This window comes from Candidatus Pantoea soli (assembly GCF_007833795.1).
Classification (GTDB): Bacteria; Pseudomonadota; Gammaproteobacteria; order Enterobacterales; family Enterobacteriaceae; genus Pantoea; species Pantoea soli.
Window position 1 is genome coordinate 2,486,387 of the sequence record NZ_CP032702.1, and the last position, 25,989, is coordinate 2,512,375.

A 25,989-nucleotide genomic window follows, 5' to 3' on the forward strand; every position below is an offset into this window, starting at 1 on the left:
CATGACAAAAGCACCTTTATGACAGCACTGGACGCCGAACAGCCACATCGCCTTCATCAGCGTGTCAATCCGGGAACACGCCTCGTTTTTCTTATCGCCGGGCTTGGCATGTCAGCCTGGGCTCCGCTGGTGCCGTTTGCCAGTGAGCGCCTGCATCTGAGCGGTGCGTCGCTGGGCGGCCTGCTGCTGTGCCTCGGCATCGGTTCACTGGCTGCCATGCCGGTGACCGGTGCGCTGGTTGCGCGCTTCGGCTGCCGCCGCGTGATTCTCGGCTCTACGCTGGTTATCCTCGCCATGCTGCCGCTGCTGGCAACGCTGGAGGTGTTATGGCTGATGGCCGCCACGCTGATGGTGTTCGGTGCCGGGCTGGGTATGCTGGATGTGGCAATGAATGTGCAGGCGGTTGAGGTGGAAAAAGCCGCGGGTAAACCGATGATGTCCGGCTTCCACGGCTTCTTTAGCCTCGGCGGCATTGTCGGGGCCGGCGCGGTGAGCCTGCTGCTGGGCACCGGCCTGAGCCCGCTGCAGGCCGTCAGCGCTATTTTGCTGCTGATAGTCTTGCTGCTGGCGATCAGTCTGCCGACGCTGATGACCGAGCGCCTGCATCAGCCCGATCAGCCCTGGCTGGTGATCCCGCGCGGCTGGGTCGCCTTCCTTGGCCTGCTGTGCTTTATTCTGTTCCTCGCTGAAGGCGCGGTGCTGGACTGGAGCGCCCTGCTGCTGTTGCAAAGCCCGGAAATCAGCGTGGCGCATGCCGGTCTGGGTTACGCCATCTTCTCCGTTGCCATGACGCTCGGCCGCCTCACCGGCGACAAAATCATTCAGCGCTTTGGCCGCTATCCGGTGATGCTGACCGGCGCGCTGGCCGCCGCCGCTGGCATGACGCTGGCCGTGCTGGTGCCGTGGCCGCAGATTGCCCTGCTGGCGTTCCTGCTGGTGGGCTTCGGCCTGGCGAATACGGTGCCGATGTTATTCAATGCGGCAGGGAATCAGCAGGATATGCCGGCGAACCTGGCGATTTCTGCCATGACAACCCTGGGCTATGCGGGTATCCTTTCAGGTCCGGCTTTAATCGGATTGATTTCCCAATGGCTCAGCCTGAGCGGCGCGTTTTTAATGATTGCCGTGCTGCTGCTGGCCGTGGCCGCCAGCGCCCGGCGGGTTGCGCGCTAACTGCAGGTTCCTGAGATTTTTTATGCTGCCTTATAAATTTCCGCTGACATCCGGCAACGTAACGCGTTTCTTTGTGGTGTTTAATCTGGTGCTGTTTCTGGCGCTGGGGGCCATGGTGCATAACAGCGTCAACGCCTGGCTGATGGAGAAGCGCTACGCCATGACCGATCTGGCACGGGCCATGCAAAAACGCATTGATGCTTACCGCTTTGCCACCTGGCAGATTTACGAAAATCTCGCCACCAGCGCGGCCGGCACCACGCCTAACAGCAGCCTGCAGGAGACGCGCCTGCGCCCGGATGTTTATTATCTGGAAAAAACCCGCCGCAAAACCGAAGCGCTGATCTTCAGTTCGCACGATGGCAGCACGCTGGATATGACCATGCGCATGTCGAACTATCTCGATACGCTGTGGGGCGCAGAAAATCCGGCGTGGTCGATGTACTTCCTCAATGGTCAGGACAACAGCCTGATCATGATCTCCACCCTGCCGCTGAAGGATATGGCAACGCGCTATAAAGAGAGCGCCATTAACACGCTGGTGGATGGCCGCCGGGCAGAGATGCTGCAGCAGGCCAACGCGCTGGACGAGCGCGAAAGCTTCTCTCCGCTGCGTCATTTTGCCTGGCAGAACGATCACTACTTTACGCTGCGTACCACCTTTAATCAGCCCGGCCACCTTGCCACCGTCGTGGCCTTTGATCTGCCGGTGAACGATCTGATTCCGCGCAGCATGCCGCTGGAAAACTTCCAGCTGCGTCAGGATGCTGCGCTGACCTCCACGACCACCGCCAGCAGCGAAGATGCCACCAGTGAAAGCACCGCCGTCACGCTGGTAAACCCGAATCTGGAAATTACCGCTTCGCTGCCCAGCACGTCGCTGCAGCTGGTGTACCGCGTGCCGCTGACCAGCCTGGCGCTGGATACGCTGCATAATCTGATGTGGCCGCTGCTGATTAACCTGCTGCTGTTTTTGCTGTCGATAGCCGGTATTACCCTGCTGCGTCAGCAGTCGCTGCGCCCGAATGAAAACCAGAGCGCGGAACTGGATTCGCTGCGCATGCTGAATGAAGAGATTGTGGCCAGCCTGCCGGTCGGCCTGCTGGTGTATGATTTTGCCACCAACCGCACGCTGCTCAGCAATAAGATTGCCGAGCACCTGCTGCCGCACCTGAATCTGCAAAAGATTATCAATATGTCCGATCAGCATCAGGGCGTATTACAGGCGACCATCAATAACGAAGTGTATGAGATTCGGCACGCACGCAGCGTGCTCTCGCCGCACACGCAGCTGTTTATGATGCGCGATCAGGATCGTGAACTGCTGGTGAACAAAAAGCTGCAGAAAGCGCAGCAGGTACTGGATCGCAATCACCAGATGCGTCAGCAGCTGATGCAAAACCTGGGGCATGCGCTGAATCGCCCGCTGCAAAGCATGGTGACGCAGCTGGTGCAGCTGAGCCAGCGCGACGATGACGAAAGCGTACTGGATCTGCTTGACGAGAGTCAGGGACTGGCGCGACTGGTGGATGATATTGTACTGCTGAACCGGCTGGAAGCGCATGACTGGTCACCAGACGCCAGCGTATTCAGCCTGCAGGAGCTGCTGGATGAGATCGCTATCGAAAGCCTGCCGCTGCTGCGCCGCAAAGGGCTGGCGCTGGTGGTGAATAACCATCTGGCCAGCGACGAGATGCGCTTTGGCGACCGCCGCGCACTGCGCAAGGTGCTGACCACGCTGATGCACTACGCGCTCACCACCACGCAGTGGGGCAAGATCTCCCTTGAGGTCAACGCCAGTGACAGCAAACCGAACACCGTGCTGCTGCAGCTGGTGGATACCGGTTCAGGGCTGACGATAGATGAGCTGGCAAACGTTGATTTCCCGTATCTGGGTGAAACCACCCAGGATCGCTACGGTCAGGCTTCCGGCATGGCCTTTTTCCTCTGTAAACAGCTGTGCAAACATATGGGCGGCCAGCTGGAGATCGTTGCCAAACCCGATATTGGTACACGCTACAATATTCAGCTGCCGCTGGCGCTGGCGCTGGAACAGCAGGATGAGCAGGAAGAGAAGCTGCTGGAGGGCGTCACCGCGCTGGTGGATATTGCGGTTGAGGACGTTTACAAGATTGTCTGCCGTCATCTGGAAAACTGGGGCGCCAAGTGCCTCACTTCCGACGAGCGCCTTTCCGGTCAGGAACATGATGTGCTGATCACCGACGATCCGTCGCGCCTCAGCGGCTGGGCGCTGTTACTGGCCGGTGACGAGATGGGTCACCATGCGCTCAACGACCAGCAGTTCCGGGTAAACTACAATCTCAGCAATGCGCTGCTGGATGCCCTGCTGGCCCTGATCGAGAAGCAATTATCCTCTGATGAACTGGACGACAGTGCCGGTGAGGAAGCCGCCGCCACGCCATTGCTGAGCGGCGGCTATTTCCAGCTGTTTACCGAGACAGTACCGCCTGATGTGAAGAGACTGTATACTGAGTCGGCGGAGAAGGACTATGCCTCGCTTGCTCAGACAGCGCATCGCCTGAAAGGCGTGTTTGCCATGCTCAATTTACTGCCGGGTAAACAGCTTTGTGAAGAGTTAGAACAACACATTAAAGTGTGTGACGATTTAACCATTAAAAATACCACCAGTGAAATTGACGCTTACGTCAACCAACTGCTGCAGCAAGGTAACCAATAAGATGAATAACCTGAATGTAATTATTGCCGATGACCATCCAATTGTTCTGTTCGGTATCCGTAAGTCACTGGAACAGATCGAATGGGTCAACGTTGTAGGTGAGTTTGAAGACTCAACAGCACTGATTAACAGCTTGTCTAAACTGGACGCCAACGTCCTGATCACTGACCTCTCCATGCCGGGTGAGAAGTACGGTGATGGCATCACCCTGATCAAGTACATCAAACGTCACTATCCGGATCTCTCGATTATCGTTCTGACCATGAACAATAACCCGGCGATCCTGAGTGCTGTACTGGATCTGGACATTGAAGGCATTGTGCTGAAGCAGGGTGCACCAACCGACCTGCCTAAAGCGCTGGCCGCGCTGCAGAAAGGCAAAAAGTACACGCCGGAAAGCGTGGCAAAACTGCTGGAGAAAATCAGCGCCGGTGGTTACGGTGACAAACGTCTGTCGCCGAAAGAGAGCGAAGTGCTGCGTCTGTTCGCTGAAGGCTTCCTGGTGACGGAAATTGCCAAGAAACTAAACCGCAGTATCAAAACCATCAGTAGCCAGAAGAAATCAGCCATGATGAAGCTGGGCGTGGATAATGATATCGCGCTACTGAACTACCTCTCTTCCGTCAGCGCGTCTCAGGTCGACAAAGAGTAATCCCGCAACAGGCGCACTCCGGTGCGCCTGTTTGCTTTCTGCCCTACCCCTTCCGGCTTTTACGCACCCGCCCGGCATAGCGTGCCAGCGTGGTTTTCAGCACATCCAGCGTCACCGGCTTCGACAGACAGTCGTCCATGCCCGCATCCATACAGCGTTGCTTCTCTTCCGCCAGCGCATTTGCCGTAACGCCAATCACCGGGAACGCGTGTCCCAGCTGACGCAGGCGCTGCGTCAGGCGGTAACCATCCATGTTCGGCATATTCACATCACTCAGCACAATATCGATATGGTTGCGGCTCAGTACGTTCAGCGCATCCACGCCATCCTGCGCGGTTTTGGTCTGGTACCCCAGCGTGCCCAGCTGTTCCGAGAGCAGCATGCGGTTGATCGGATGGTCATCGACAATCAGCACCATGATATCTTCGTAGCTAGCATCCTCCTGCGAGGCAGGCAGCGGCAGCGGCGTCACGGTGTCGCTGTCAATGGCGATACGGTAGATACGCCCCAGCAGCAGCGGCAGATCGTGCAGCGTTGCGCTGCTCTGAATCCACTGTCCGGTGGCGGTTTCCTGTGGCATATCCAGATGTTCGCCGCTGATGCAAATGCGCGCGCGCACCGCCTGCGCGGGCAGCTCATCGTGATCGGCGATGATGACGTCATCGCTGCCGGCGTGGCCCTGATAGCGCGCGGCCTGAATGCCCTGCTGCAGCAGCAGACGCAGCAGGAAAGTCGCCAGGTAATCGTTACGCAGATCAAGCCAGATGGCTTTCTCTTTTAAGCCATCCAGCAGCGGCGGCGCGGGCTGCTGACCGGCATAGATCGGGATACGCACCACAAACTGACTGCCCATGCCCGGTTCAGAATCGACCTCAATATCGCCGTCCATCATGTTGATCAGCTTTTCGCAAATTGCCAGCCCCAGTCCGGTGCCCTGGAAGTTGCGCTGTACGCCGGAGCCCACCTGGAAGAACGGATCAAACAGGCGGGTCACTTCCCGCGCCGGAATGCCCACGCCGGTATCGCGCACGCGAAACGCCAGATACCCCTCTTTGACGTAGGCGTGCAGAATGATGCAACCGGTATGGGTGAACTTGATGGCGTTGTTCAGCAGGTTAGAGATCACCTGCTGCAGCCGCAGCGGATCGCCATCCAGCGCCAGCGGTACGTCGTTTTCAATAAACACGTAAAGCGTCAGCCGCTTGCGCACTACCAGTGACAGGTAGTTGCTGGTGATGTGGTTAATCACTTCACGCGGCGAGAACGGACGCGGTTCAATCTTCAGCTGTTCAGATTCGATTTTCGAGAAATCGAGAATATCGCTGATGATCTTCAGCAGCAGGCTGGAGGAGTTATTCATCGCCGTAACCAGCGAATCAACCCCTTTGGGCAGCGCTTTGGTTTGCAGCAGATCCAGGTTGCCGATAATGCCGTACAGCGGCGTACGCAGTTCGTGGCTGACGGTGGCAAGGAACATCGATTTGGACTGACTTGCCTGCTCTGCCGCGTGTGCCATCTCCTGCAGCGACTGCTCCATGCGCACGCGCGCTGAAACGTCAACCAGCACGCAAATCGCCACGTTTTCGTTGCGGTAGCGCGAGTGGACAAAGCTAATCTGCAGGTTGGTGTTGCTGCCGGTCAGCATATCAACGAAGTTCACCTGCTGACCGCCGATAATTTCATTGAGGCGCTGGCGGTCCTCCTGCGTCAGCAGCGTCAGGTAGTTATGCGCCAGCTCATTACTGAGGATATTAGTGCCGTCGCTGGTACGCAGAATACAGATGCCCACCGGCGCCGAGGCCACAATCTTCCGGTTGAACTGCTCATGCTCCTCCAGCCGGTGCGCGTTCTCCTCCGCCGGCAGGAACATGCGGCGCTCAAATACCCACGCCAGCGTAAACAGCACCAGCGCGCTTAAGATGTTCAGCAGTAGCGCGTTAATCAGCATCAGCCTGAGCTGATCCACCAACACGTCGGTGGATAGTGACCACACCACGCTGAGGCTGGAGGGCGGCAGCGGCTTTTTCAGCACCAGCTGGCGGTAACCATCCAGGTAACCAAACCAGGTGCTGTCATCCGGCAAATCGTCCAGCGAATAGCCGGGCCCGCCGCGCCGCGAACTGATCAGCGGTCGGTAGTTGTCGTCTGTGATGGTGGCCACCAGCGGCAGCCCGCCTGGCTGAATGAACTCTTCCAGCCGGATATTCTGTTCTATCCCCAGCAGCGCCTGCAGCTTATTCGCGACATACACCGGCACCACCATATAGAAATTGCCGACGCCCGGCTGGGCACTGGTGGTGATCCAGTACATCGGATTGCGCCGCTCTTCTTCATTCGCGCTGCGATAGTGCAGCACATGTTCGCGCAGCGCCTTCAGGCTGCGCTCACGGTCGACAGAGTTATTGTTGCCAATGGTGAAATCGGCCAGGCATTGATTTTCACCGCCAATGAAGAACACCCGGTTCAGCTCATAGGCGGAGGCAAAATTACTTTTCCAGTAATTGATGAAATAGCTGAGCGAATCCAGCGAATTGCGCCAGGTATTGCTCATTGAGGTGCAGTCACCGTCGGAAAACAGTGGCGTGAACTGCGGCAGCGTGCTTTTACTGGCCGCCAGGCCATTCAGCATATCCAGACCGCTGGCGCTGCTACTGAGGCGGTTCTCTGTGATGTATTTGAGCTCGCGCATGACATCCGCAGAATGGCGGACATACCACTCTGCCTGGCCGTAGTTTGTGGCGAACTCCTGACGCACCGCGTTTTCTTTCTCATGCAGCACGTTGATGATGTAAAACGTAGTCAGTAACGCACCCAGTGACCAGAGCAGCAGTGCCAGCGCACGAAACAGGTAGCGCGAGATGCGAAGCGTGGTGCGAAACGAGACGAGATATTTCAAAGCGGGCTCACAGGCGGCAAGGTTATCGGGTTGTCAAAAAGCTCTCATACACTAGCTTTATCGCTGCGAAAAAGCCAGACAGCACGCCGGTCTGGCGCGAAAACTCAGATAAAAAAACGGCAGGTCGGTTACCCTGACCTGCCGCTGATCGTCTCACCTCACGTTCAGGCGTGAGGCGATTCGCCGTTACTCTTCGTCATCCGCTTCCGGCGCATCGTCGTCGTTGTCCACTTCCGGCGCGATATCCTCCTCGCCTTCCGCTACGCTGCCGTCGATGGCGTCGAGTTCTTCCTCTTCCACCGGCTCCGCAACGCGCTGCAGACCGACCACGTTTTCATCTTCCGCGGTACGAATCAGAATGACGCCCTGCGTGTTACGGCCGACCACGCTGACTTCCGATACGCGGGTACGCACCAGCGTACCGGCATCGGTGATCATCATGATCTGATCGCTGTCGACCACCTGGACCGCGCCGACCACCGGGCCGTTACGTTCGGTGACTTTGATCGAGATAACGCCCTGGGTGGCACGCGACTTGGTGGGGTATTCACTGTTGGCGGTGCGTTTACCGTAGCCATTCTGCGTCACGGTGAGGATGGCGCCCTCTTCACGCGGCACAATCAGTGATACCACTTTATCGCCTTCCGCCAGTCGGATACCGCGTACGCCGGAGGCCGAGCGGCCCATGGCACGTACCGCCGTCTCAGCGAAGCGCACCACTTTACCGGCGGCAGAGAACAGCATCGCTTCGTCGCTGCCGTTGGTCAGCGCCACGCCGATCAGCTCATCGTCTTCACGCAGGTTAATGGCAATGATGCCGGCGCTGCGCGGACGGCTGAACTCCTGCAGGGCCGTTTTCTTCACGGTGCCGTCAGCGGTCGCCATGAAGATGTTGAAGCCTTCGGTGTATTCACGCACCGGCAGAATGGCGGTGATACGCTCGTTGGCTTCCAGCGGCAGCAGGTTGACGATGGGACGACCACGCGCACCACGGCTCGCTTCCGGCAGCTGATAGACCTTCATCCAGTAGAGACGGCCACGGCTGGAGAAGCACAGGATAGTGTCGTGGGTATTGGCCACCAGCAGACGATCAATGAAATCCTCTTCTTTGATACGCGCTGCCGATTTGCCTTTACCGCCGCGACGCTGCGCTTCATAGTCTGACAGCGGCTGGTACTTCACGTAGCCCTGATGCGACAGCGTCACGACAACATCTTCCTGGTTGATCAGGTCTTCGATGTTGATGTCCGCGCTGTTGGCAGTGATCTCCGTACGGCGTGCATCGCCAAACTGCTCACGCATTGCCACCAGCTCTTCACGGATCACTTCCATCAGGCGCTCGGCGCTCTGCAGAATGTGAATCAGCTCTGCAATCTGATCCAGCAGCTCTTTGTACTCATCCAGCAGCTTTTCGTGCTCCAGACCGGTCAGCTTCTGCAGACGCAGATCGAGGATCGCCTGCGCCTGCTGTTCGGTCAGGTAGTAGCGGCCATCGCGAATGCCGAACTCGGCTTCCAGCCACTCCGGACGCGCGGCGTCGTCGCCGGCGCGCTCCAGCATGGCGGCCACGTTGCCCAGCTCCCACGACTGGGCAATCAGGCCCGCTTTCGCTTCTGCTGGCGTCGGTGCGCGGCGGATCAGCTCAATGATCGGATCGATGTTGGCCAGCGCAATCGCCAGACCTTCAAGGATATGCGCGCGATCGCGCGCTTTACGCAGTTCAAAGATCGTACGACGCGTCACCACTTCGCGACGGTGACGCACGAAGGCTTCGATGATCTCCTTCAGCGTCATGATCTTCGGCTGGCCCTGATGCAGTGCCACCATGTTGATGCCGAACGAAACCTGCAGCTGCGTCAGCGAGTAGAGGTTATTCAGCACCACTTCGCCAACCGCATCACGCTTCACTTCAATGACGATGCGCATGCCGTCTTTATCAGACTCGTCGCGCAGGCCGCTGATGCCTTCCACGCGCTTCTCTTTCACCAGCTCAGCAATCTTTTCAATCAGACGCGCTTTGTTGACCTGGTAAGGGATCTCGTTAACCACAATGGTTTCACGGCCGGTTTTGGCATCGGTTTCAATTTCACCGCGCGCGCGGATGTAAATTTTGCCGCGCCCGGTGCGGTAGGCCTCTTCAATACCGCGACGGCCATTGATGAAGGCCGCGGTCGGGAAATCGGGACCGGTGATGTGTTCCATCAGCCCTTCCACGCTGATGTTTTCATCGTCAATAAAGGCCAGGCAGCCGTTGATCACTTCCGTCAGGTTATGTGGCGGAATGTTGGTGGCCATCCCGACGGCGATACCGGAGGAGCCGTTGATCAGCAGATTAGGAATTTTGGTGGGCAGAACTTCAGGGATCTGCTCGGTGCCGTCATAGTTCGGCACAAAATCAACGGTTTCTTTTTCCAGGTCCGCCAGCAGTTCGGACGAGATTTTTGCCATGCGCACTTCGGTATAACGCATTGCAGCAGCGGAGTCGCCGTCGACCGAACCAAAGTTACCCTGACCGTCGACCAGCATATAGCGCAGGGAGAACGGCTGGGCCATACGCACGATACTTTCGTAAACAGCGGAGTCGCCGTGCGGGTGATATTTACCGATGACGTCACCGACCACACGGGCAGATTTTTTATAGGGTTTGTTCCAGTCGTTACCCAGTTCGCTCATGGCATAGAGCACACGGCGGTGCACCGGCTTCAGGCCATCACGCACATCGGGTAAAGCTCGGCCAACAATGACCGACATGGCGTAATCGAGGTAAGAGTTCTTTAACTCTTCTTCGATATTGACCGGTGTAATTTCTCTCGCAAGGTCGCTCATGGAGCCGCTATCCCTCTACTTAATCCCGGATTTTAAAGGTGCGAAAGTATATCACATCGCTTCCTGCCGGTGAACGTAAAGCGGGGTTTAATCCCGCTTTTCCTTGCGGCTGAGAGATGCCTCGCAGGGTTTATACGTTTATACTGAAAAGATATTTTGTCAGGAGTCTTGATTCAATGAATGAACAACCGCAGGAAAGCCGCCAGAACGTTGACCACGCTGAAATCGCCAAGTTTGAAGCCGTGGCGTCACGCTGGTGGGATTTAGAAGGTGAATTTAAGCCGTTGCACCGCATCAATCCCCTGCGTCTTGGCTGGATTGCGCAGCACAGCCATGGCCTGTTCGGCAAAAAAGTGCTGGATGTCGGCTGCGGCGGCGGCATTCTGGCAGAAAGCATGGCGCGTGAAGGCGCACAGGTCACCGGCCTGGATATGGGGGCCGAACCGCTGGCGGTAGCGCGTCTGCATGCGCAGGAGAGCGGTGTGGAAGTGGACTACGTGCAGCAGACGGTGGAAGAGCACGCCGCCCGCCATGCTGGTCAGTATGACGTGGTGACCTGCATGGAGATGCTGGAGCACGTGCCCGATCCGCGCTCGGTCGTGCTGGCCTGCGCGCAGCTGGTCAAACCCGGCGGCGAAGTGTTTTTCTCCACCATCAACCGTAATCCAAAAGCCTGGCTGCTGGCGATTTTTGGCGCAGAGTACGTGCTGCGTATGCTGCCACGCGGCACGCACGACGTGAAAAAGTTTATCCGTCCGTCAGAGCTGATGAACTGGGTGGATGAAACTCCGCTGCGCGAGCGCAATATGATCGGCCTGCATTACAATCCGCTGACCAATACATTCCGCCTCGGGCCTGGCGTGGATGTGAACTACATGATTCATACGCACCGTCAGGCATAACGCGCCGGCGGGTTGCGCTCTGCCTCGTCCGTCCGCGCCGTGCGGGCGGGCTAACCTCTCCACGTCTGCCTGTCTGCACCGCTATTTCCCCGCCGGAAGAATCCTTTTTTAAGCCGCAGAAAGTGCGCTGCCAGCAGGTGTATGTCGATCAGCCTGGGCTGCTGAACAGCGGACTCATCTCCCGCAGCGGAAAGCACTGCGGCTGTAGCGGCCGCAGGAGCTATCCAGATCAATTTCCTTTTAGACCCGGCTGCGCGGGTTTTGTAAGCTGGAAAGGTCATAAATAATTCATAAGCAATCACAGATAAGTTCGCTGCTGGCGGCCCTGTCGGGGCTTTTTTGGCCTAAGAAAAATCCTGAACCGCAGTGGTTGAACAATAAATACGCGCTCGATCATAAATCGAAAAAAAAGCTGTTATCCGTTGACAGCTGATGCAGGCCTTGCGGCATGCGGATCCAGGATTTTTCGTCCCGGCCAGGGCGTAATTTTTCCAGAAAATCAACTCTTGTTAAGAACGGATTGCTGACTAGAATACTCACCATATTGTTGTTCAAACATCCCACACCCCCTATATATAGTGTTTATCCACAGGCTTACTCACAAGAGCGGCTTGTGCATAGGCCTTGTGAATAGTCGGGGGATAATTTTGTATTTCATGGACAGGTAAACACGCGACATGAACCAAAGTCTGCTCGTTACAAAACGTGATGGCCGCCAGGAGCGCATTGATCTCGATAAGATTCACCGGGTGCTGGACTGGGCAGCTGAAGGGCTGAACAATGTCTCGGTATCGCAGGTTGAGCTGCGTTCACACATCCAGTTCTACGATGGTATCAGGACCTCAGACATCCATGAGACCATCATCAAAGCGGCGGCAGACCTGATCTCCCGTGATGCACCGGACTACCAGTACCTGGCTGCGCGCCTGGCCATTTTCCACCTGCGCAAAAAAGCCTACGGCCAGTTTGAGCCGCCGAAGCTCTATGACCAGGTGGTAAAAATGGTCGAAATGGGCAAATACGACCGCCACCTGCTGGAAGATTACAGCGTGGAAGAGTTCGCACAGATGGACGGCTTTATCGACCACTGGCGCGACATGAACTTCTCCTATGCGGCGGTAAAGCAGCTGGAAGGCAAATATCTGGTGCAGAACCGCGTCAGCGGTGAGATCTATGAGAGCGCCCAGTTCCTGTACATTCTGGTGGCGGCCTGCCTGTTCTCCGGCTATCCGCGCGATACGCGTATGGATTACATCCGTCGTTTCTACGATGCGATTTCCACCTTCAAGATTTCGCTGCCAACGCCCATCATGTCAGGCGTGCGTACCCCAACCCGTCAGTTCAGCTCTTGCGTGCTGATTGAGTGTGGCGACAGCCTGGATTCCATCAACGCCACCTCCAGCGCTATTGTGAAATATGTGTCGCAGCGTGCCGGTATCGGCATCAACGCCGGCCGCATCCGCGCGCTGGGCAGCCCGATTCGCGGCGGCGAAGCGTTCCACACCGGGTGCATCCCGTTCTATAAGCATTTCCAGACGGCGGTGAAATCCTGCTCGCAGGGCGGCGTGCGCGGCGGTGCGGCCACCCTGTTCTATCCGATGTGGCATCTGGAAGTGGAAAGTCTGCTGGTGCTGAAGAACAACCGCGGCGTGGAAGGCAACCGCGTGCGTCATATGGATTACGGTGTACAGATCAACAAGCTGATGTATACCCGTCTGCTGAAAGGTGAAGATATCACCCTGTTCAGCCCGTCTGACGTGCCCGGCCTGTACGATGCGTTCTTTGCCGATCAGGATGAGTTCGAGCGGCTGTACACCAAATATGAGAAAGACGACAGCATCCGTAAGCAGCGCGTGAAAGCGGTGGATCTGTTCTCGCTGATGATGCAGGAACGCGCCTCTACCGGCCGCATCTACATCCAGAACGTTGACCACTGCAACACCCACAGCCCGTTTGACCCGGCTATTGCGCCAGTGCGCCAGTCTAACCTGTGCCTGGAGATCGCCCTGCCGACCAAACCGCTGGACGATGTCAACGATGAAAACGGCGAAATCGCGCTGTGTACGCTGTCCGCCTTTAACCTCGGCGCGATTGACAGCCTGGACGATCTGGAAGAACTGGCCACGCTGGCCGTGCGCGCGCTGGATGCGCTGCTGGATTATCAGGATTACCCGATTCCGGCCGCTAAACGGGGTGCCATGGGCCGCCGTACGCTGGGTATTGGCGTGATCAACTTTGCCTATTATCTGGCGAAGCACGGCGTGCGCTACTCTGACGGCAGCGCTAATAACCTGACGCACAAGACCTTTGAAGCTATTCAGTACTATCTGCTGAAAGCGTCTAACGCACTGGCGAAAGAGCAAGGCGCCTGCCCGTGGTTCAACGAAACCACCTATGCGCAGGGGATTCTGCCGATTGATACCTATAAAAAGGATCTCGACAGTGTCTGCAATGAGCCGCTGCACCTCGACTGGGAAGCGCTGCGTGAGTCAATCAAAACGCACGGCCTGCGTAACTCTACGCTCTCTGCCCTGATGCCGTCAGAGACCTCTTCGCAGATCTCCAACGCCACCAACGGCATTGAGCCGCCGCGCGGCCACATCAGCATTAAAGCGTCGAAAGACGGCATTCTGCGTCAGGTGGTGCCGGAGTATGAGCGTCTGAAAGATCAGTATGAGCTGCTGTGGGAAATGCCATCCAACGATGGGTATCTGCAGCTGGTTGGCCTGATGCAGAAGTTTATCGATCAGGCGATTTCGTCGAACACCAACTACGATCCGGGCCGTTTCGCCAATGGCAAAGTGCCGATGAAACAGCTGCTGAAAGATCTGCTGACCGCCTATAAGTTTGGCGTGAAGACCTTGTACTACCAGAACACCCGTGACGGTGCGGAAGATGCGCAGGATGACCTGGCACCTTCTATCCAGGATGACGGCTGCGAGAGCGGCGCTTGTAAGATTTGATCAGAAGGCACCGTCCGGTGCCTTATCCTGTCAGGCCCGGCCGCCGCGGCTGTCGGGTCCTTTACTTTTGGACTAAGTCATGGCTTACACTACTTTTTCACAGAACAAAAATGACCAGCTGAAAGAGCCGATGTTCTTCGGCCAGTCAGTTAACGTCGCGCGCTTTGACCAGCAGAAATACGATATTTTTGAAAAGCTGATTGAGAAGCAGCTCTCCTTCTTCTGGCGTCCGGAAGAGGTCGATGTGTCACGTGACCGGATCGACTATCAGGCGCTGCCGGAGCATGAGAAGCATATTTTCATCAGCAACCTGAAGTATCAGACGCTGCTGGATTCCATTCAGGGCCGCAGCCCGAACGTTGCCCTGCTGCCGCTGATTTCGATTCCGGAGCTGGAGACGTGGATTGAGACCTGGGCGTTCTCTGAGACCATCCACTCGCGTTCCTATACGCACATCATCCGCAACATCGTGAACGATCCGGCGCTGGTGTTCGATGACATCGTGACCAACGAACAGATTCTCGCGCGTGCGCAGGACATTTCGAAGTACTACGACGATCTGATCGAAATGACCAACTACTGGCATCTGCTGGGCGAAGGGACGCACCAGGTGGCCGGTAAGACCATCAACGTGAATCTGCGCGCGCTGAAAAAGCAGCTGTATATCTGCCTGATGAGCGTGAACGCGCTGGAAGCGATCCGCTTTTACGTCAGCTTTGCCTGCTCGTTTGCCTTCGCAGAGCGTGAACTGATGGAAGGCAACGCCAAGATTATCCGTCTGATCGCCCGCGATGAAGCGCTGCACCTGACCGGTACCCAGCATATGCTGAACCTGATGCGCAGCGGTGAAGACGATCCGGAAATGAAAGAGATTGCCGCCGAGTGCCGCGATGAGTGCTTCGATCTGTTCCGCAAGGCTGCCGAGCAGGAGAAAGAGTGGGCAGAATATCTGTTTAGCGGTGGTTCGATGATTGGCCTGAACAAAGACATTCTGTGCCAGTACATTGAGTACATCACCAATATCCGTATGCAGGCGGTGGGTCTGGATCTGCCGTTCCAGACGCGCTCTAACCCGATTCCGTGGATCAACTCCTGGCTGGTTTCGGACAACGTACAGGTTGCGCCGCAGGAAGTGGAAGTGAGCTCCTATCTGGTCGGTCAGATTGACTCGGAAGTGGGCGAAGACGATTTCAACGATTTCCAGCTGTAAGCATGAGCCGTTCTGTTGTTATTCTGCGCAGCTCCGGCGACCGGCTGGAGTGCGCAGACGATCACCCTAATCTGCTGACGACGCTGGAAGCGCACAACCTGTGCGTAGAGTTCCAGTGCCGTGAAGGCTACTGCGGCTCGTGCCGCATGCGTCTGCTAAAAGGCGAAGTGGATTATGCGGAGACCCCACTGGCCTTTATTCAGCAGGGCGAGATTCTGCCCTGCTGCTGTAAAGCCAAAGGGGAGATTGAGATCGAGCTGTAACCTGCCGCTACACTAAATCCAAAAGCCCTTGCATGCTGCAACAACCCGGCAGGTCGTCAGAGAGGTAGCCGCTTGCTGTACCGGCGTAAATCCATCCCTGGCGCCTGGCGCAGAGGCGGCTGCAAGCGGCAGCCTCCCCACGCGCCCCTGGCTTCGTCATGGCGGCACAACAACGCTAACCCGCAGCAACACCGATGCTAACGGGAAGCGGGATGTTGAGCGAAACCAAACGACACGCGCCAGCGATGCCGCATGTCGGGGCCGGCAGGGAGCAGGGTTTTGCCGTTTCGGGCGAGCTCAACCTCCTCTCTGACCTGTCTGAAGATTAGCGCCAGCACCATGGCGTTAGCGCTTCACCGTCTCCAGCACATCAATCCAGCCGTGACCGGTACTGACTTCACTGCCGTGCAGCCAGCGGCGCAGCATATTCATCGCCATCATCGCCACGACTTTCTGACGGGTTTCCACATTGTGCCGCCCGTGGGTAAATTTCACCCGCTGGCCCCAGCTGGCTTCCGGCGTGTGCAGTGCAATCGAGACTTCCCCTTCCTGCAGGTCACCCACCGATAAGGCCAGTACCGTGCCCTGCTGCGCGGCTAACTGACGCGTGCGCGTCACCTGCGCCTCCAGCGACTCCTCACGTGCCGGCAGCAGCTCGGCGGCGCTGAGCGGCACCTGGGCGGCGGCCAGCTGCCAGTGCAGCAACCCGGCAGTGTATTGTTCGCTAAGTGCAAGGCGGAAGCCGCGCTGGTCCAGTTCGCGCGCCAGCACCGCCGGCAGGCCTTCTGTGCCTTCAAAAATGGTGCACTCCGCCAGCAGCAGCTTCACCTGCTGCCACACCTGCTCCATCGCCACCCGCTGGCTGGCCGGGCCGGTAAGTTTGATTTCAATCACCGGCATCGAAGAGCGATACCCCATTACCACGCCATCAGGCAGCGGCAGCGGCTCCAGTTCGGCGGCAATATCGCTCTCGCCGCGGCCGAAAGTGGTCAGGCGCAGGCATAGCGGCGGTTCCGGCAGCGTAAAACGCGCCTGCAGACGCGGAATAATCTGCTGCTCAATCATGACTTTAAACTCTGACGGCACGCCAGGCGTGAAGAAGATCCAGCAGCGATTAAGCTGCATGGCAAAACCGCAGGCGGTGCCCACCGGATTGTCGATCAGTTCTGCGCCGGCAGGGATCTCTGCCTGTTTGCGGTTGGCCGGAGCCATAACGCGTCCGCGGCTGGCAAACCACGCTTCCATTTTCTCCAGCCATTCCTGCTGCAGCACCAGTTCGGTGCCGCTTGCCACCGCAGCCGCCTGCGCGCTGAGATCGTCGCTGGTCGGGCCCAGCCCGCCATTTACAATCAGCACATCAGCCACCTGACTGCGGCTTTGCAGCGCCTCAACCAGAGAGGACATCGCGTCGCCCACCGTGGTGCGGCTGGTCATCGGTAATCCGTGCCGGAACAGCACATCCGCCAGCCAGGCGGCATTGGTATCCACAATCTGCCCATGTAACACTTCATCGCCCGTCGCGAGCATTTCGACACGTATCACGTTGCGTTCTCCTTATCCCTGTCGCTTTACTGTAGAAAGCCCACAGGTGAAACACAATGATTCAGAGGGGATTAAACACCGACGGCGCGCGGTAAAAAGCAGTAAAGCGGGGAAACAGCAGAACCGGGCGCGACTGGCATCGCGCCCGCGATACCGTTAGCGGCGTGCCAGCAGCAGACCGACAAACAGGCCAGCGGCGGCACCGATGCCGATCCCCTGCCACGGTTTTTCATGCACGTAATCATCGGCACGATAAGCCGCCTGTTTCGCACGGTAGTAGTAGCTATCGGACGCATTGCTGACGCGGTTTTTCACGTCTTCCAACGCACGCTCAGCCTTCTCTTTCAGTTCGATATATTTTTGATCGGCCGGATCGCCGGATGAGCGCAGAACTTCTTCCAGCGTCTCGGTCAGCAGCGCCAGGTCGTCATCAAGACGGGTTTCAAAACGATTATCAAATTGATCTGAAGATGACATAAGAAAAGCCTCCATGTTTAAACGCGGTGTCGATTAACTATAGTCATTAATCAGGTTTTTGCTGACGCGCTGCGCCTGACCCGGCGTGGCCGCGTGCGGTTCGCCGGCGAAATGTTAGCATTCCCGCCGCGGCGCGCGGAATTATGCTTCGTTTATTCGATTAATCTGATAAATTTTCGGCAGACTGAATTTTTCAGGCTCGTCACTGTCGTAACCCCCTGTAACCTGACGCTAAACGTCTGGCGACAGACTCAATACACCCGAGCAGCTAAGGAAAAGATTTCCGGCATGAATCGTAGAAAATTTATGAAAGCGTCCATGGCCCTCTCTGCCGTCAGCGGTATGACCGGGCTCTCCTCGCTGTTTGCGCAATCCGCCTGGGCCGATGACGGTATCGCCGACGGAACCGCTGTGCGCTTTGATTTCGAGGTATTGAAAAAGAAAGCCGCCGCGCTGGCAAAACAGCCGTGGGGCGGCGCACCCGGCCCCCTGCCCGATACGCTGGCGAACCTGACGCCGCAGGCCTACAACGAAATCCAGTACGACGCCAGCCACTCGCTGTGGAATACCCTGCCTGACCGTCAGCTGGACGTGCAGTTTTTCCATGTTGGCATGGGCTTCAAACGCCGTATCCGCATGTTCTCCGTGGATGCCGCCAGCCGCGAAGCGCGGGAAATTCACTTCCGCCCGGAGCTGTTTAATTACCACAACGCCAACGTTGATACGCAGCAGCTGGTGGGCAAAACCGACCTCGGTTTCGCCGGCTTCCGCGCTTTTAAAAAACCGGAGCTGGCGCGCCGCGATATCGTCTCCTTCCTTGGGGCGAGCTACTTCCGCGCGGTAGACGAAACCTATCAGTATGGCCTTTCGGCACGCGGCGTTGCCGTTAACACCTTCAGCAATGGCAAAGAAGAGTTTCCCGACTTCACCGCCTTCTGGTTTGAAACGCCAAAAGCCGAAGACACCACCTTTGTGGTCTACGCCCTGCTGGATGGTGCCAGCCTCACCGGCGCCTATAAGTTCACCATCCATTGTGAAGAGAAGCGCGTGGTGATGGAGGTGGAAAACCACCTGTTTGCGCGTAACGAGATCCGCCAGCTTGGCATCGCGCCAATGACCAGCATGTTCAGCTGCGGCACCAACGAACGCCGCATGTGCAACACCTATCATCCGCAGATTCACGATTCCGATCGGCTGGCCATGTGGAGCGGCAGCGGCGAGTGGATTGCCCGTCCGCTGAACAATCCTCAGCGCCTGCAGTTCAATGCCTATCAGGATGAGAACCCGCGCGGTTTTGGCCTGCTGCAGCTGAATCATGACTTCCGCGATTATCAGGACGTGATTGGCTGGTATGACAAACGTCCGAGCCTGTGGGTTGAACCGGTTGGCAAGTGGGGTAAAGGGGCGATCAATCTGATGGAGATCCCGACCACCGGGGAAACGCTGGATAACGTCGTCTGCTTCTGGCAGCCGGCAGAACCGGTTAAAGCCGGCAGCGAATTCTCTTTCCAGTACAAGCTCTACTGGAGCCAGCTGCCGCCCGTACGCAGCAACCTGGCGCGCGTGGATGCGACCCGCACCGGCATTGGCGGTTTCCCGGAAGGCTGGGCGCCGGGCGAGCACTTCCCGGAAAAATGGTGCCGCCGTTTCGCCATCGACTTTATCGACGGCGATCTGAAAGCCGCCGCACCGAAAGGGATCGAACCGGTGATCACCGTCTCGGCAGGCAGCGTCCGGCAGGTAGAGATTCTGTATGTGGAACCCATCAATGGCTACCGCATTCTGTTTGACTGGTATCCTGACAGCGATGCGACCAAACCGGTTGAGATGCGTCTGTTCCTGCGCACCAAAGAGGAAACGCTGAGTGAAACCTGGCTGTATCAGTACTTCCCGCCGCCGCCGGACCAGCGCAAATACACCGATGACCGGCAGATGACGCCGGGCTGAGAATAACGGCGGGGAGCAATCTCCGCCGTTATGCTTTCTGCATCCCCAGATGCGGGATGTTGTCCTCCAGATAGACTTCTGTCACCGCCCTGAAACCCAGCCGGGCGTAAAAGCCCTCCAGATGCGCCTGGGCTGACAGGTACACCGCGCGCTGCGGCCAGTGCCGCTCACAGCTGTTAAGCGCCTGTTCCATCAGCCGATAGCCCAGCTTCAGACCGCGTGCTTCTTCTGACACGATCACCCGTCCGATGCTCACCGGCGAAGCCTCCAGCGTTGGGGTCAGCAAGCGGGCATAGGCCAGTAATTTGCCGTCCAGATAGCCCAGGATATGGCGATTTTCCGCCGTGAGATCCTGACCGTCGATATCCTGATAGGGGCAGTTCTGCTCCACGATAAACACCTGATTGCGCAGCGCGAGAAGGGTATACAACTGCTGTGCAGTCAGCGCGCTGTGGTGGCAATCATGCCATTGCATATCCATGTTGCTTCCTTATCTGAGCGAAAAAAGCGAACGGATGAGGGTATCACAGCGCGGCAGATCGGTGCAGCGAACGGCGCAACGTGCGGGCCGGCAGCGCCGCGTAGTGTGATCGTCTTCTCAGATTACCGGCAAAAAAAATCAGGCCCGCAGGCCTGATTGTTATGCATCGTTGCGCTTACATCAGCGGCTGTGCCATCTGCACCAGCTGAATCAGCGGCTGCGGATAGACACCCAGCAGCAGCACCAGAATCGCGGAGATCAGCACCACGACGCCGCCGGCGGTAAACGCCCAGTTGGCTGGCGTATCGCGGGTATGCAGCTCCGGCGGGCTCAGGTAGAGGCTCACCGTCACGCGCAGGTAATAGTAGAGACCGATAGCACTGCCCACCACCACGGCCGCCGTCAGCCACCACAGGTGTGCGTTCACGCCCGAAGCAATTACATAGAACTTGCCGATAAAGCCCAGCGTCATCGGGATACCGGCCAGTGACAGCATCATCACCGTCATGACGGCGGACAGGATCGGACGGTGCCAGAACAGACCGCGATAGGAGTAGAGCGAATCAGCGTCCGGGCCGCGATACGGGCTGGACATCAGGCTCACAACACCAAACGCGCCGAGGCTGCTGAACAGGTAACCGGCCAGATAAACGCCCGCGGTTTCCAGCGACAGCTGATGAGTTTTCACCGCAATCAGCGCCACCAGCAGGTAGCCAAGGTGCGCAATAGAGGAGTAGCCGAGCAGACGCTTGATGTTGCTCTGCGAAATCGCCATCAGGTTACCGAACAGGATCGACACGAAGGCGATCACACCCAGCACGGTGCGCACGGCTTCGCTGTCCGTCACCGGTGCGTACATGAACAGACGCATGATCACACCAAAGATCGCAATCTTGCTGGCGGTGGCCAGGAAGGTCGAGACCGGTGCCGGCGCACCCTGATACACGTCTGGCGTCCACAGGTGGAAAGGCACCAGCGACAGCTTAAAGCCGAGGCCGATAATCATCATGCCCAGACCCACCAGCAGCAGCGGCTGCTGAATCATGGTGTCGTTCAGACTTTTGCCCAGCTGCACGAAGCTCAGGCTGCCGGAATCAGCATAAATCAGCGCGATACCGAAGATCAGGAACGAGGAAGCCGCTGCAGACAGAATCATGTACTTCAGCGCCGCTTCCAGCGACCGTTTCTGACGGAAGGCATAGCCGATCAAACCAAACAGCGGAAGAGAGAGCAGTTCAATACCGATGAACAGCGCCGCCAGATGGTTCGCGCTGGCCAGCACGATGCCGCCAAGCGCCGCGATCAGCACCAGCAGGTAGAACTCATCTTTATTGTCCGGGAAACCGGCCAGCCACGGATAGGCAAATGTACAGGTCGCCAGGCTCGCCAGCAGCACCAGCGCGGTATAGAACATGGAGTAGCCGTCTGCGCGCAGCAGCGGCGTAACATCCATCGCCCCTGCCTGGCCGGTAAACCACAGAGACACCAGCGCAAGGTTAAGTCCGATAACGGTCAGCGTCGCATTGACAAAGTGGTTGCGTCGCCACGCAATGGACAGCATCACAACCACCACCGTCAATCCGACGATTAACAGCGGCAGCAACGCGATCAATTGTTGAGGAGTTATTGTCATGGCGAATTACGGCCTTGTAGTTGAAATTGAAGCGGTAAACCACTGCTGAATATTGCTCATCGCAGCGTGGGACGTGTCGAGGATTGGCTGCGGATAAATCCCCAGCAGCACCAGCAGCACGACCAGAACACCAATGGTCAGGAATTCACGTGACGACATGCCCGCCAGCGGCTCTTTAGATTTTGCTTCGCCATAGTAAGCGCGCTGCATCATGACCAGCGAGTAAACCGAGGCAAACACCAGACCAAAGGTGGCAATCACGATGATCACCGGAACCACCTGGAAGCTGCCGGTGAGGATCATAAACTCACCCACGAAGTTACCGGTGCCTGGCATCCCCAGGTTCGCCACGGCAAAGAACAGCGACAGACCCGGAATCCACTTGATGCGCGACCACAGCCCCCCCATCTGACGCATGTCACGGGTGTGAAGGCGCTCATACAGCTGGCCACACAGGATGAACAGCGCAGCGGCTGACAGGCCGTGGGCGATCATCTGTACCACCGCGCCCTGGAACGCCAGCTGGCTGCCGGTGTAGATGGCAATCAGCACGAAGCCCATGTGCGAAATGGAGGTATACGCGATAAGACGTTTGATATCGGTTTGCGAAAATGCCATCCAGGCACCGTAGAAGATACCGATGATACCCAGCCACATGGCAACAGGCGCAAACTCTGCCGAGGCGTTCGGAAACAGCGGCAGGCTGAAGCGCAGCAGGCCGTAAGCAGCGGTTTTCAGCAGAATACCGGCCAGATCCACAGAACCGGCGGTCGGTGCCTGACTGTGAGCATCCGGCAGCCAGCCGTGTAGCGGAACCACCGGCATTTTCACCGCGAAAGCGATGAAGAAGCCCAGCATCAGCAGGAATTCTACATGACGCGACATTGGCGTTTTCAGCAGCGTTTCATAGCTGAAGGTCCAGACGCCGGTGGCGTTGTAGTGCACAAACACCAGCGCCAGAATGGCAATCAGCATGACCAGGCCCGAGGCCTGCGTATAGATAAAGAATTTGGTGGCCGCGGTGATACGGGTTTTGCCGTCAGACGCTTTATGTCCCCAGAGTGCGATGAGGAAATACATCGGCACCAGCATCATCTCCCAGAAGAAGAAGAACAGGAACATATCGATGGCCAGGAACACGCCGATGACGCCACCGAGGATCCACATCAGGTTAAGGTGGAAGAAACCCTGATATTTTTCGATTTCGTTCCATGAACAGAGTACCGCCATCAGACCCAGCAGGCCGGTCAGCACCACCATCAGCAGCGACAGGCCATCCAGCGCCAGATGGAAGTTAATGCCAAAGCGCGGGATCCACGACACCAGGAAAGTGGACTGCCACTGCGGCAGACCGGACGCCTGCGTCAGCGAATAGCCTCCCTGCAGCCACAGCTGCAGACCCAGAGCCAGCGTCAGCCCCATCGTAATCAGCGCGATCCAGCGCGGCACCTTCGCGCCAAGGCGCTCAGCCAGCCAGCACAGCAGGCCACCGACAAAGGGTATAATTATTAGCCAAGGTAATAACACGGCGTACATTCCCTAATCTTTGTCCTGGTTCGGGCAGCTGACCTGCCCGGACGTCCGACAATTTTGAACATGCTCAGGTGGGGCACCCGGTCACGGCGCGCCCCGCTCATCAATCTTAAATCACCAGCATCAGCGCCAGCACCACGACGGCACCCACGCTCATGGAAGCCACATACCAGCGCAAATAACCGTTTTCACTCACTACCAGACCTTTGTTTCCGACGCGCGACAGCAGCGCAGGAATGTTCATCAGCGAGTTCAGCGGATCGCGCTGCAGCAGCCAGGCAATGCCGAGGTAAGGTTTAACAAACACCTTATCGTACAGCCAGTCGAAGCCCCAGGCGGCGAACCACCAGGTGCCAAAGAAACGGCCTGGCGCGCTGTTGGCCACGCGGGTCACCAGCTGGCGTTTGCCCAGCCACAGCGCCGCAGCGATCAGAATACCGATAATGGCCACTGCACCGGAGGTGATTTCCAGCGCCACTTTGCCCGCTTCGCCGAAGCGATTTTCCGGCAGTACGCCCGCCAGCGGTGGCGTAATCAGCGCGCCAACGAAGGTAGAGAGCACCAGCAGCACAATCAGTGGCAGATGATGGGTAATGCCTTTTCCGGCATGAGCATGAATTTTCTCTTCGCCGTGGAACACGATGAAGATCATGCGGAAGGTATAAATGGAGGTCAGGAAGGCGCCCACCAGACCGGCAATCATCAGGTTGATGTGACCATTGGCCAGCGCGCCAAACAGGATCTCATCTTTACTGTAGAAGCCCGCGGTAATCAGCGGCAGGGCCGCCAGCGCGGCGCCCCCCACGAGGAAGCAGACATAGACCAGCGGAATGCTTTTACGCAGGCCGCCCATTTTAAAGATGTTCTGCTCGTGGTGGCAGGCCAGGATCACGGAACCCGACGAGAGGAACAGCAGCGCTTTAAAGAACGCATGCGTCATCAGGTGGAAAATGGCCGCATCCCATGCCTGGACACCCAGCGCAAGGAACATGTAGCCAATCTGACTCATGGTCGAATAGGCCAGCACGCGTTTGATGTCGGTCTGAACCAGCGCGGCGAACCCTGCCAGTACCAGCGTAATTGCCCCAACAATGCCCACCAGATGCAGCACATCTGGCGTCAGCAGGAACAGGCCGTGGGTACGGGCAATCAGATAAACACCGGCGGTTACCATGGTAGCGGCGTGAATCAGTGCGGAGACCGGCGTCGGGCCTGCCATCGCATCGGCCAGCCAGGTCTGCAGCGGCAGCTGAGCCGATTTACCCACCGCACCACCCAGCAGCATCAGGGTAGCCCATTGCAGCATGTGGTTGTCAGCGGCAAAGTGCGCCGGTGCCAGCGCCATCAGCTCGCGGAAGTTCAGCGTGCCCAGCTCGTTATAAAGGATGAACAGCGCAAAGGCGAGGAACACATCCCCGACGCGGGTAATGATAAACGCCTTCATGGCCGCTTTGCCGTTTTCCGGATTGCTGTAATAGAAGCCAATCAGCAGATACGAGCACAGCCCCACGCCTTCCCAGCCCAGATACATCAGCATCAGGTTATCGGCCAGTACCAGCACCACCATGCTGGCGATGAACAGGTTGGTGTAAGCAAAGAAGCGTGAATAGCCCTCTTCACCGCGCATGTACCAGGAGGCAAACATGTGAATGAAGAAGCCGACGCCGGTCACCACAGAGAGCATGGTCAGCGACAGACCGTCCAGCACCAGGTTAACTTTGATGTCAAAGTTGCCGACGTGCATCCAGGTCCAGAGCGCCTGGGTGAAAGGCTGCTGTCCCTGGCTGAAGAAATCCATCCCGACAAAAATGGTTGTCAGTGCGGCAAGGCCGACTGAGCCCATTCCCACCGCGGCTGACAGGTTCTCCGACCAGCGACCACGAGAAAACGCTAACAGCAAAAAGCCGATCAGCGGAAAAAGTACAGTTAAATAGAGAAGATTCATCCGCGCATCTCGCTCACTGTGTCAATGTTCAGCGTCTGACGACGACGATAGAGCTGGAGCAGCAGCGCCAGACCGATACTGGCTTCCGCCGCGGCAAGGCTGATGGCCAGAATATACATGACCTGACCGTCGGCTTGTCCCCAGTAGCTGCCTGCCACCACCAGCGCCAGCGCCGCGGCATTGATCATGATCTCCAGACCAATCAGCATAAACAGCAGGTTACGGCGCAGCACCAGCGAGGTCAGGCCAAGGACAAACAGTACAGCGGCCAGAATCAGACCGTGTTGTAACGGGATCATGCGTGCTCCTCCTTATTCGCTGCAGCATCGCTGACGCGGTTGCTCAGCACTTCGCCGTGACGATCTTCACGCCCGATGTGGAAGGCCACAACCAGACCGGCGAGCAGCAGCATGGATGCCAGCTCAACGGCCAGAACGTACGGGCCAAACAGGCTGATACCGACGGCTTTCGCGTCAATAACCGTGCCGTCAATGCCCTGATCGGTTGCCGTGGAGATGGCATAAATCATCACCACCAGCAGCAGCAGCGAAACGATGCCCGGCCCGATCCACAGAGACGGCTTCAGCCATTCGCGCTCCTGTTGCTGCTGGGTTTTGCCCAGGTTCAGCATCATCACCACGAACACGAACAGCACCATGATGGCACCGGCGTAGACGATAATTTCCAGCGCACCGGCAAAATAGGCACCCATGGAAAAGAACACGCCGGCAATCGACAGCAGCGAAACAATCAGGTACAGCAGCGCGTGTACCGGATTGGTGTGGGTGATGACGCGCAATGTCGTCAGCACCGCCACCAGTCCGCAAAGATAAAACGCAAATTCCATA

The 25,989-nt window shown here is 57.5% G+C and carries 18 protein-coding genes; 8 read left to right on the top strand and 10 right to left on the bottom strand.

The window, feature by feature from the left end:
• Positions 1 to 18: 18 nt before the first annotated feature.
• From D8B20_RS11575 to rcsB, 3 genes are read left to right on the top strand one after another with little or no spacing between them, the layout of a single operon-like run.
• Positions 19 to 1,173 (top strand): MFS transporter, encoded by a 1,155-nt coding sequence (locus D8B20_RS11575; protein WP_145889017.1) that lies wholly within the window; start codon positions 19 to 21, stop codon positions 1,171 to 1,173.
• A gap of 25 nt (positions 1,174 to 1,198) precedes the next feature.
• On the top strand, positions 1,199 to 3,871 hold the full coding sequence (rcsD, locus tag D8B20_RS11580) for a phosphotransferase RcsD (protein ID WP_145890545.1): 2,673 nt from the start codon (positions 1,199 to 1,201) through the stop codon (positions 3,869 to 3,871).
• A 1-nt stretch (position 3,872) separates the two neighbouring features.
• Positions 3,873 to 4,523 (top strand): response regulator transcription factor RcsB, encoded by a 651-nt coding sequence (rcsB, locus tag D8B20_RS11585; RefSeq protein WP_145889018.1) that lies wholly within the window; start codon positions 3,873 to 3,875, stop codon positions 4,521 to 4,523.
• 43 nt (positions 4,524 to 4,566) lie between these two features.
• On the opposite strand, the gene rcsC is transcribed toward rcsB, so the two are convergent.
• Both rcsC and gyrA read right to left on the bottom strand, forming a co-directional pair.
• Positions 4,567 to 7,419 carry a two-component system sensor histidine kinase RcsC gene (gene rcsC / locus D8B20_RS11590; RefSeq protein WP_145889019.1) on the bottom strand — a complete coding sequence of 951 codons (2,853 nt, stop codon included), beginning with the start codon at positions 7,417 to 7,419 and terminating at the stop codon, positions 4,567 to 4,569.
• A gap of 186 nt (positions 7,420 to 7,605) precedes the next feature.
• A complete protein-coding gene (gyrA, locus tag D8B20_RS11595) occupies positions 7,606 to 10,245 on the bottom strand; it encodes a DNA topoisomerase (ATP-hydrolyzing) subunit A (RefSeq protein ID WP_145889020.1) in 2,640 nt (879 codons plus the stop codon).
• Positions 10,246 to 10,421: 176 nt separating this feature from the next.
• On the opposite strand from gyrA, the gene ubiG reads away from it, so the two are divergent.
• The 4 genes from ubiG to yfaE all read left to right on the top strand — a co-directional run bounded on the left by ubiG (position 10,422) and on the right by yfaE (position 15,583).
• On the top strand, positions 10,422 to 11,147 hold the full coding sequence (gene ubiG / locus D8B20_RS11600) for a bifunctional 2-polyprenyl-6-hydroxyphenol methylase/3-demethylubiquinol 3-O-methyltransferase UbiG (RefSeq protein ID WP_145889021.1): 726 nt from the start codon (positions 10,422 to 10,424) through the stop codon (positions 11,145 to 11,147).
• Positions 11,148 to 11,824: 677 nt separating this feature from the next.
• The gene (nrdA, locus tag D8B20_RS11605) at positions 11,825 to 14,110 is read left to right on the top strand and encodes a class 1a ribonucleoside-diphosphate reductase subunit alpha (protein ID WP_145889022.1); all 2,286 of its coding nucleotides are present in this window, start codon (positions 11,825 to 11,827) and stop codon (positions 14,108 to 14,110) included.
• A gap of 79 nt (positions 14,111 to 14,189) precedes the next feature.
• Positions 14,190 to 15,320, top strand: a complete 1,131-nt coding sequence (nrdB, locus tag D8B20_RS11610; protein ID WP_145889023.1) for a class Ia ribonucleoside-diphosphate reductase subunit beta — start codon at positions 14,190 to 14,192, stop codon at positions 15,318 to 15,320.
• A 2-nt stretch (positions 15,321 to 15,322) separates the two neighbouring features.
• The gene (gene yfaE / locus D8B20_RS11615; RefSeq protein ID WP_145889024.1) at positions 15,323 to 15,583 is read left to right on the top strand and encodes a class I ribonucleotide reductase maintenance protein YfaE; all 261 of its coding nucleotides are present in this window, start codon (positions 15,323 to 15,325) and stop codon (positions 15,581 to 15,583) included.
• 345 nt (positions 15,584 to 15,928) lie between these two features.
• On the opposite strand, the gene D8B20_RS11620 is transcribed toward yfaE, so the two are convergent.
• Both D8B20_RS11620 and elaB read right to left on the bottom strand, forming a co-directional pair.
• Positions 15,929 to 17,125 carry a nicotinamide mononucleotide deamidase-related protein YfaY gene (locus D8B20_RS11620; RefSeq protein WP_145889025.1) on the bottom strand — a complete coding sequence of 399 codons (1,197 nt, stop codon included), beginning with the start codon at positions 17,123 to 17,125 and terminating at the stop codon, positions 15,929 to 15,931.
• Positions 17,126 to 17,281: 156 nt separating this feature from the next.
• Positions 17,282 to 17,602, bottom strand: a complete 321-nt coding sequence (gene elaB, locus D8B20_RS11625) for a stress response protein ElaB (protein WP_145889026.1) — start codon at positions 17,600 to 17,602, stop codon at positions 17,282 to 17,284.
• A 288-nt stretch (positions 17,603 to 17,890) separates the two neighbouring features.
• Between elaB and D8B20_RS11630 the strand changes: the two genes are divergently transcribed.
• Positions 17,891 to 19,549, top strand: a complete 1,659-nt coding sequence (locus D8B20_RS11630; protein ID WP_145889027.1) for a glucan biosynthesis protein D — start codon at positions 17,891 to 17,893, stop codon at positions 19,547 to 19,549.
• A 28-nt stretch (positions 19,550 to 19,577) separates the two neighbouring features.
• On the opposite strand, the gene D8B20_RS11635 is transcribed toward D8B20_RS11630, so the two are convergent.
• The 6 genes from D8B20_RS11635 to nuoJ form a co-directional block, all read right to left on the bottom strand.
• A complete protein-coding gene (locus tag D8B20_RS11635; protein WP_145889028.1) occupies positions 19,578 to 20,030 on the bottom strand; it encodes a GNAT family N-acetyltransferase in 453 nt (150 codons plus the stop codon).
• A 175-nt stretch (positions 20,031 to 20,205) separates the two neighbouring features.
• On the bottom strand, positions 20,206 to 21,663 hold the full coding sequence (gene nuoN / locus D8B20_RS11640; RefSeq protein ID WP_145889029.1) for an NADH-quinone oxidoreductase subunit NuoN: 1,458 nt from the start codon (positions 21,661 to 21,663) through the stop codon (positions 20,206 to 20,208).
• A gap of 6 nt (positions 21,664 to 21,669) precedes the next feature.
• Positions 21,670 to 23,190: an NADH-quinone oxidoreductase subunit M gene (gene nuoM / locus D8B20_RS11645; protein ID WP_145889030.1), complete on the bottom strand. Its 1,521-nt coding sequence runs from the start codon at positions 23,188 to 23,190 to the stop codon at positions 21,670 to 21,672.
• A gap of 115 nt (positions 23,191 to 23,305) precedes the next feature.
• Entirely contained in the window at positions 23,306 to 25,141 is a 1,836-nt protein-coding gene (gene nuoL, locus D8B20_RS11650; protein WP_145889031.1) for an NADH-quinone oxidoreductase subunit L, read from the bottom strand.
• On the bottom strand, positions 25,138 to 25,440 hold the full coding sequence (gene nuoK, locus D8B20_RS11655) for an NADH-quinone oxidoreductase subunit NuoK (protein WP_013509877.1): 303 nt from the start codon (positions 25,438 to 25,440) through the stop codon (positions 25,138 to 25,140). The genes nuoL and nuoK overlap by 4 nt, the downstream gene beginning before the upstream one ends.
• Positions 25,437 to 25,988 (bottom strand): NADH-quinone oxidoreductase subunit J, encoded by a 552-nt coding sequence (nuoJ, locus tag D8B20_RS11660; protein ID WP_145889032.1) that lies wholly within the window; start codon positions 25,986 to 25,988, stop codon positions 25,437 to 25,439. Before nuoJ ends, nuoK begins: the two co-directional genes overlap by 4 nt.
• Position 25,989 lies beyond the last annotated feature (1 nt).

Bases quoted from the DNA above. Each gene is read 5' to 3' on its own strand.
- D8B20_RS11575 (WP_145889017.1), top strand. From the start codon at position 19: ATGACAGCACTGGACGCCGAACAGCCACATCGCCTTCATCAGCGTGTC.
- rcsB (WP_145889018.1), top strand. From the start codon at position 3,873: ATGAATAACCTGAATGTAATTATTGCCGATGACCATCCAATTGTTCTG.
- gyrA (WP_145889020.1), bottom strand. From the start codon at position 10,245: ATGAGCGACCTTGCGAGAGAAATTACACCGGTCAATATCGAAGAAGAG.
- ubiG (WP_145889021.1), top strand. From the start codon at position 10,422: ATGAATGAACAACCGCAGGAAAGCCGCCAGAACGTTGACCACGCTGAA.
- nrdA (WP_145889022.1), top strand. From the start codon at position 11,825: ATGAACCAAAGTCTGCTCGTTACAAAACGTGATGGCCGCCAGGAGCGC.
- nrdB (WP_145889023.1), top strand. From the start codon at position 14,190: ATGGCTTACACTACTTTTTCACAGAACAAAAATGACCAGCTGAAAGAG.
- yfaE (WP_145889024.1), top strand. From the start codon at position 15,323: ATGAGCCGTTCTGTTGTTATTCTGCGCAGCTCCGGCGACCGGCTGGAG.
- elaB (WP_145889026.1), bottom strand. From the start codon at position 17,602: ATGTCATCTTCAGATCAATTTGATAATCGTTTTGAAACCCGTCTTGAT.
- D8B20_RS11630 (WP_145889027.1), top strand. From the start codon at position 17,891: ATGAATCGTAGAAAATTTATGAAAGCGTCCATGGCCCTCTCTGCCGTC.
- D8B20_RS11635 (WP_145889028.1), bottom strand. From the start codon at position 20,030: ATGGATATGCAATGGCATGATTGCCACCACAGCGCGCTGACTGCACAG.
- nuoN (WP_145889029.1), bottom strand. From the start codon at position 21,663: ATGACAATAACTCCTCAACAATTGATCGCGTTGCTGCCGCTGTTAATC.
- nuoL (WP_145889031.1), bottom strand. From the start codon at position 25,141: ATGAATCTTCTCTATTTAACTGTACTTTTTCCGCTGATCGGCTTTTTG.
- nuoK (WP_013509877.1), bottom strand. From the start codon at position 25,440: ATGATCCCGTTACAACACGGTCTGATTCTGGCCGCTGTACTGTTTGTC.
- nuoJ (WP_145889032.1), bottom strand. From the start codon at position 25,988: ATGGAATTTGCGTTTTATCTTTGCGGACTGGTGGCGGTGCTGACGACA.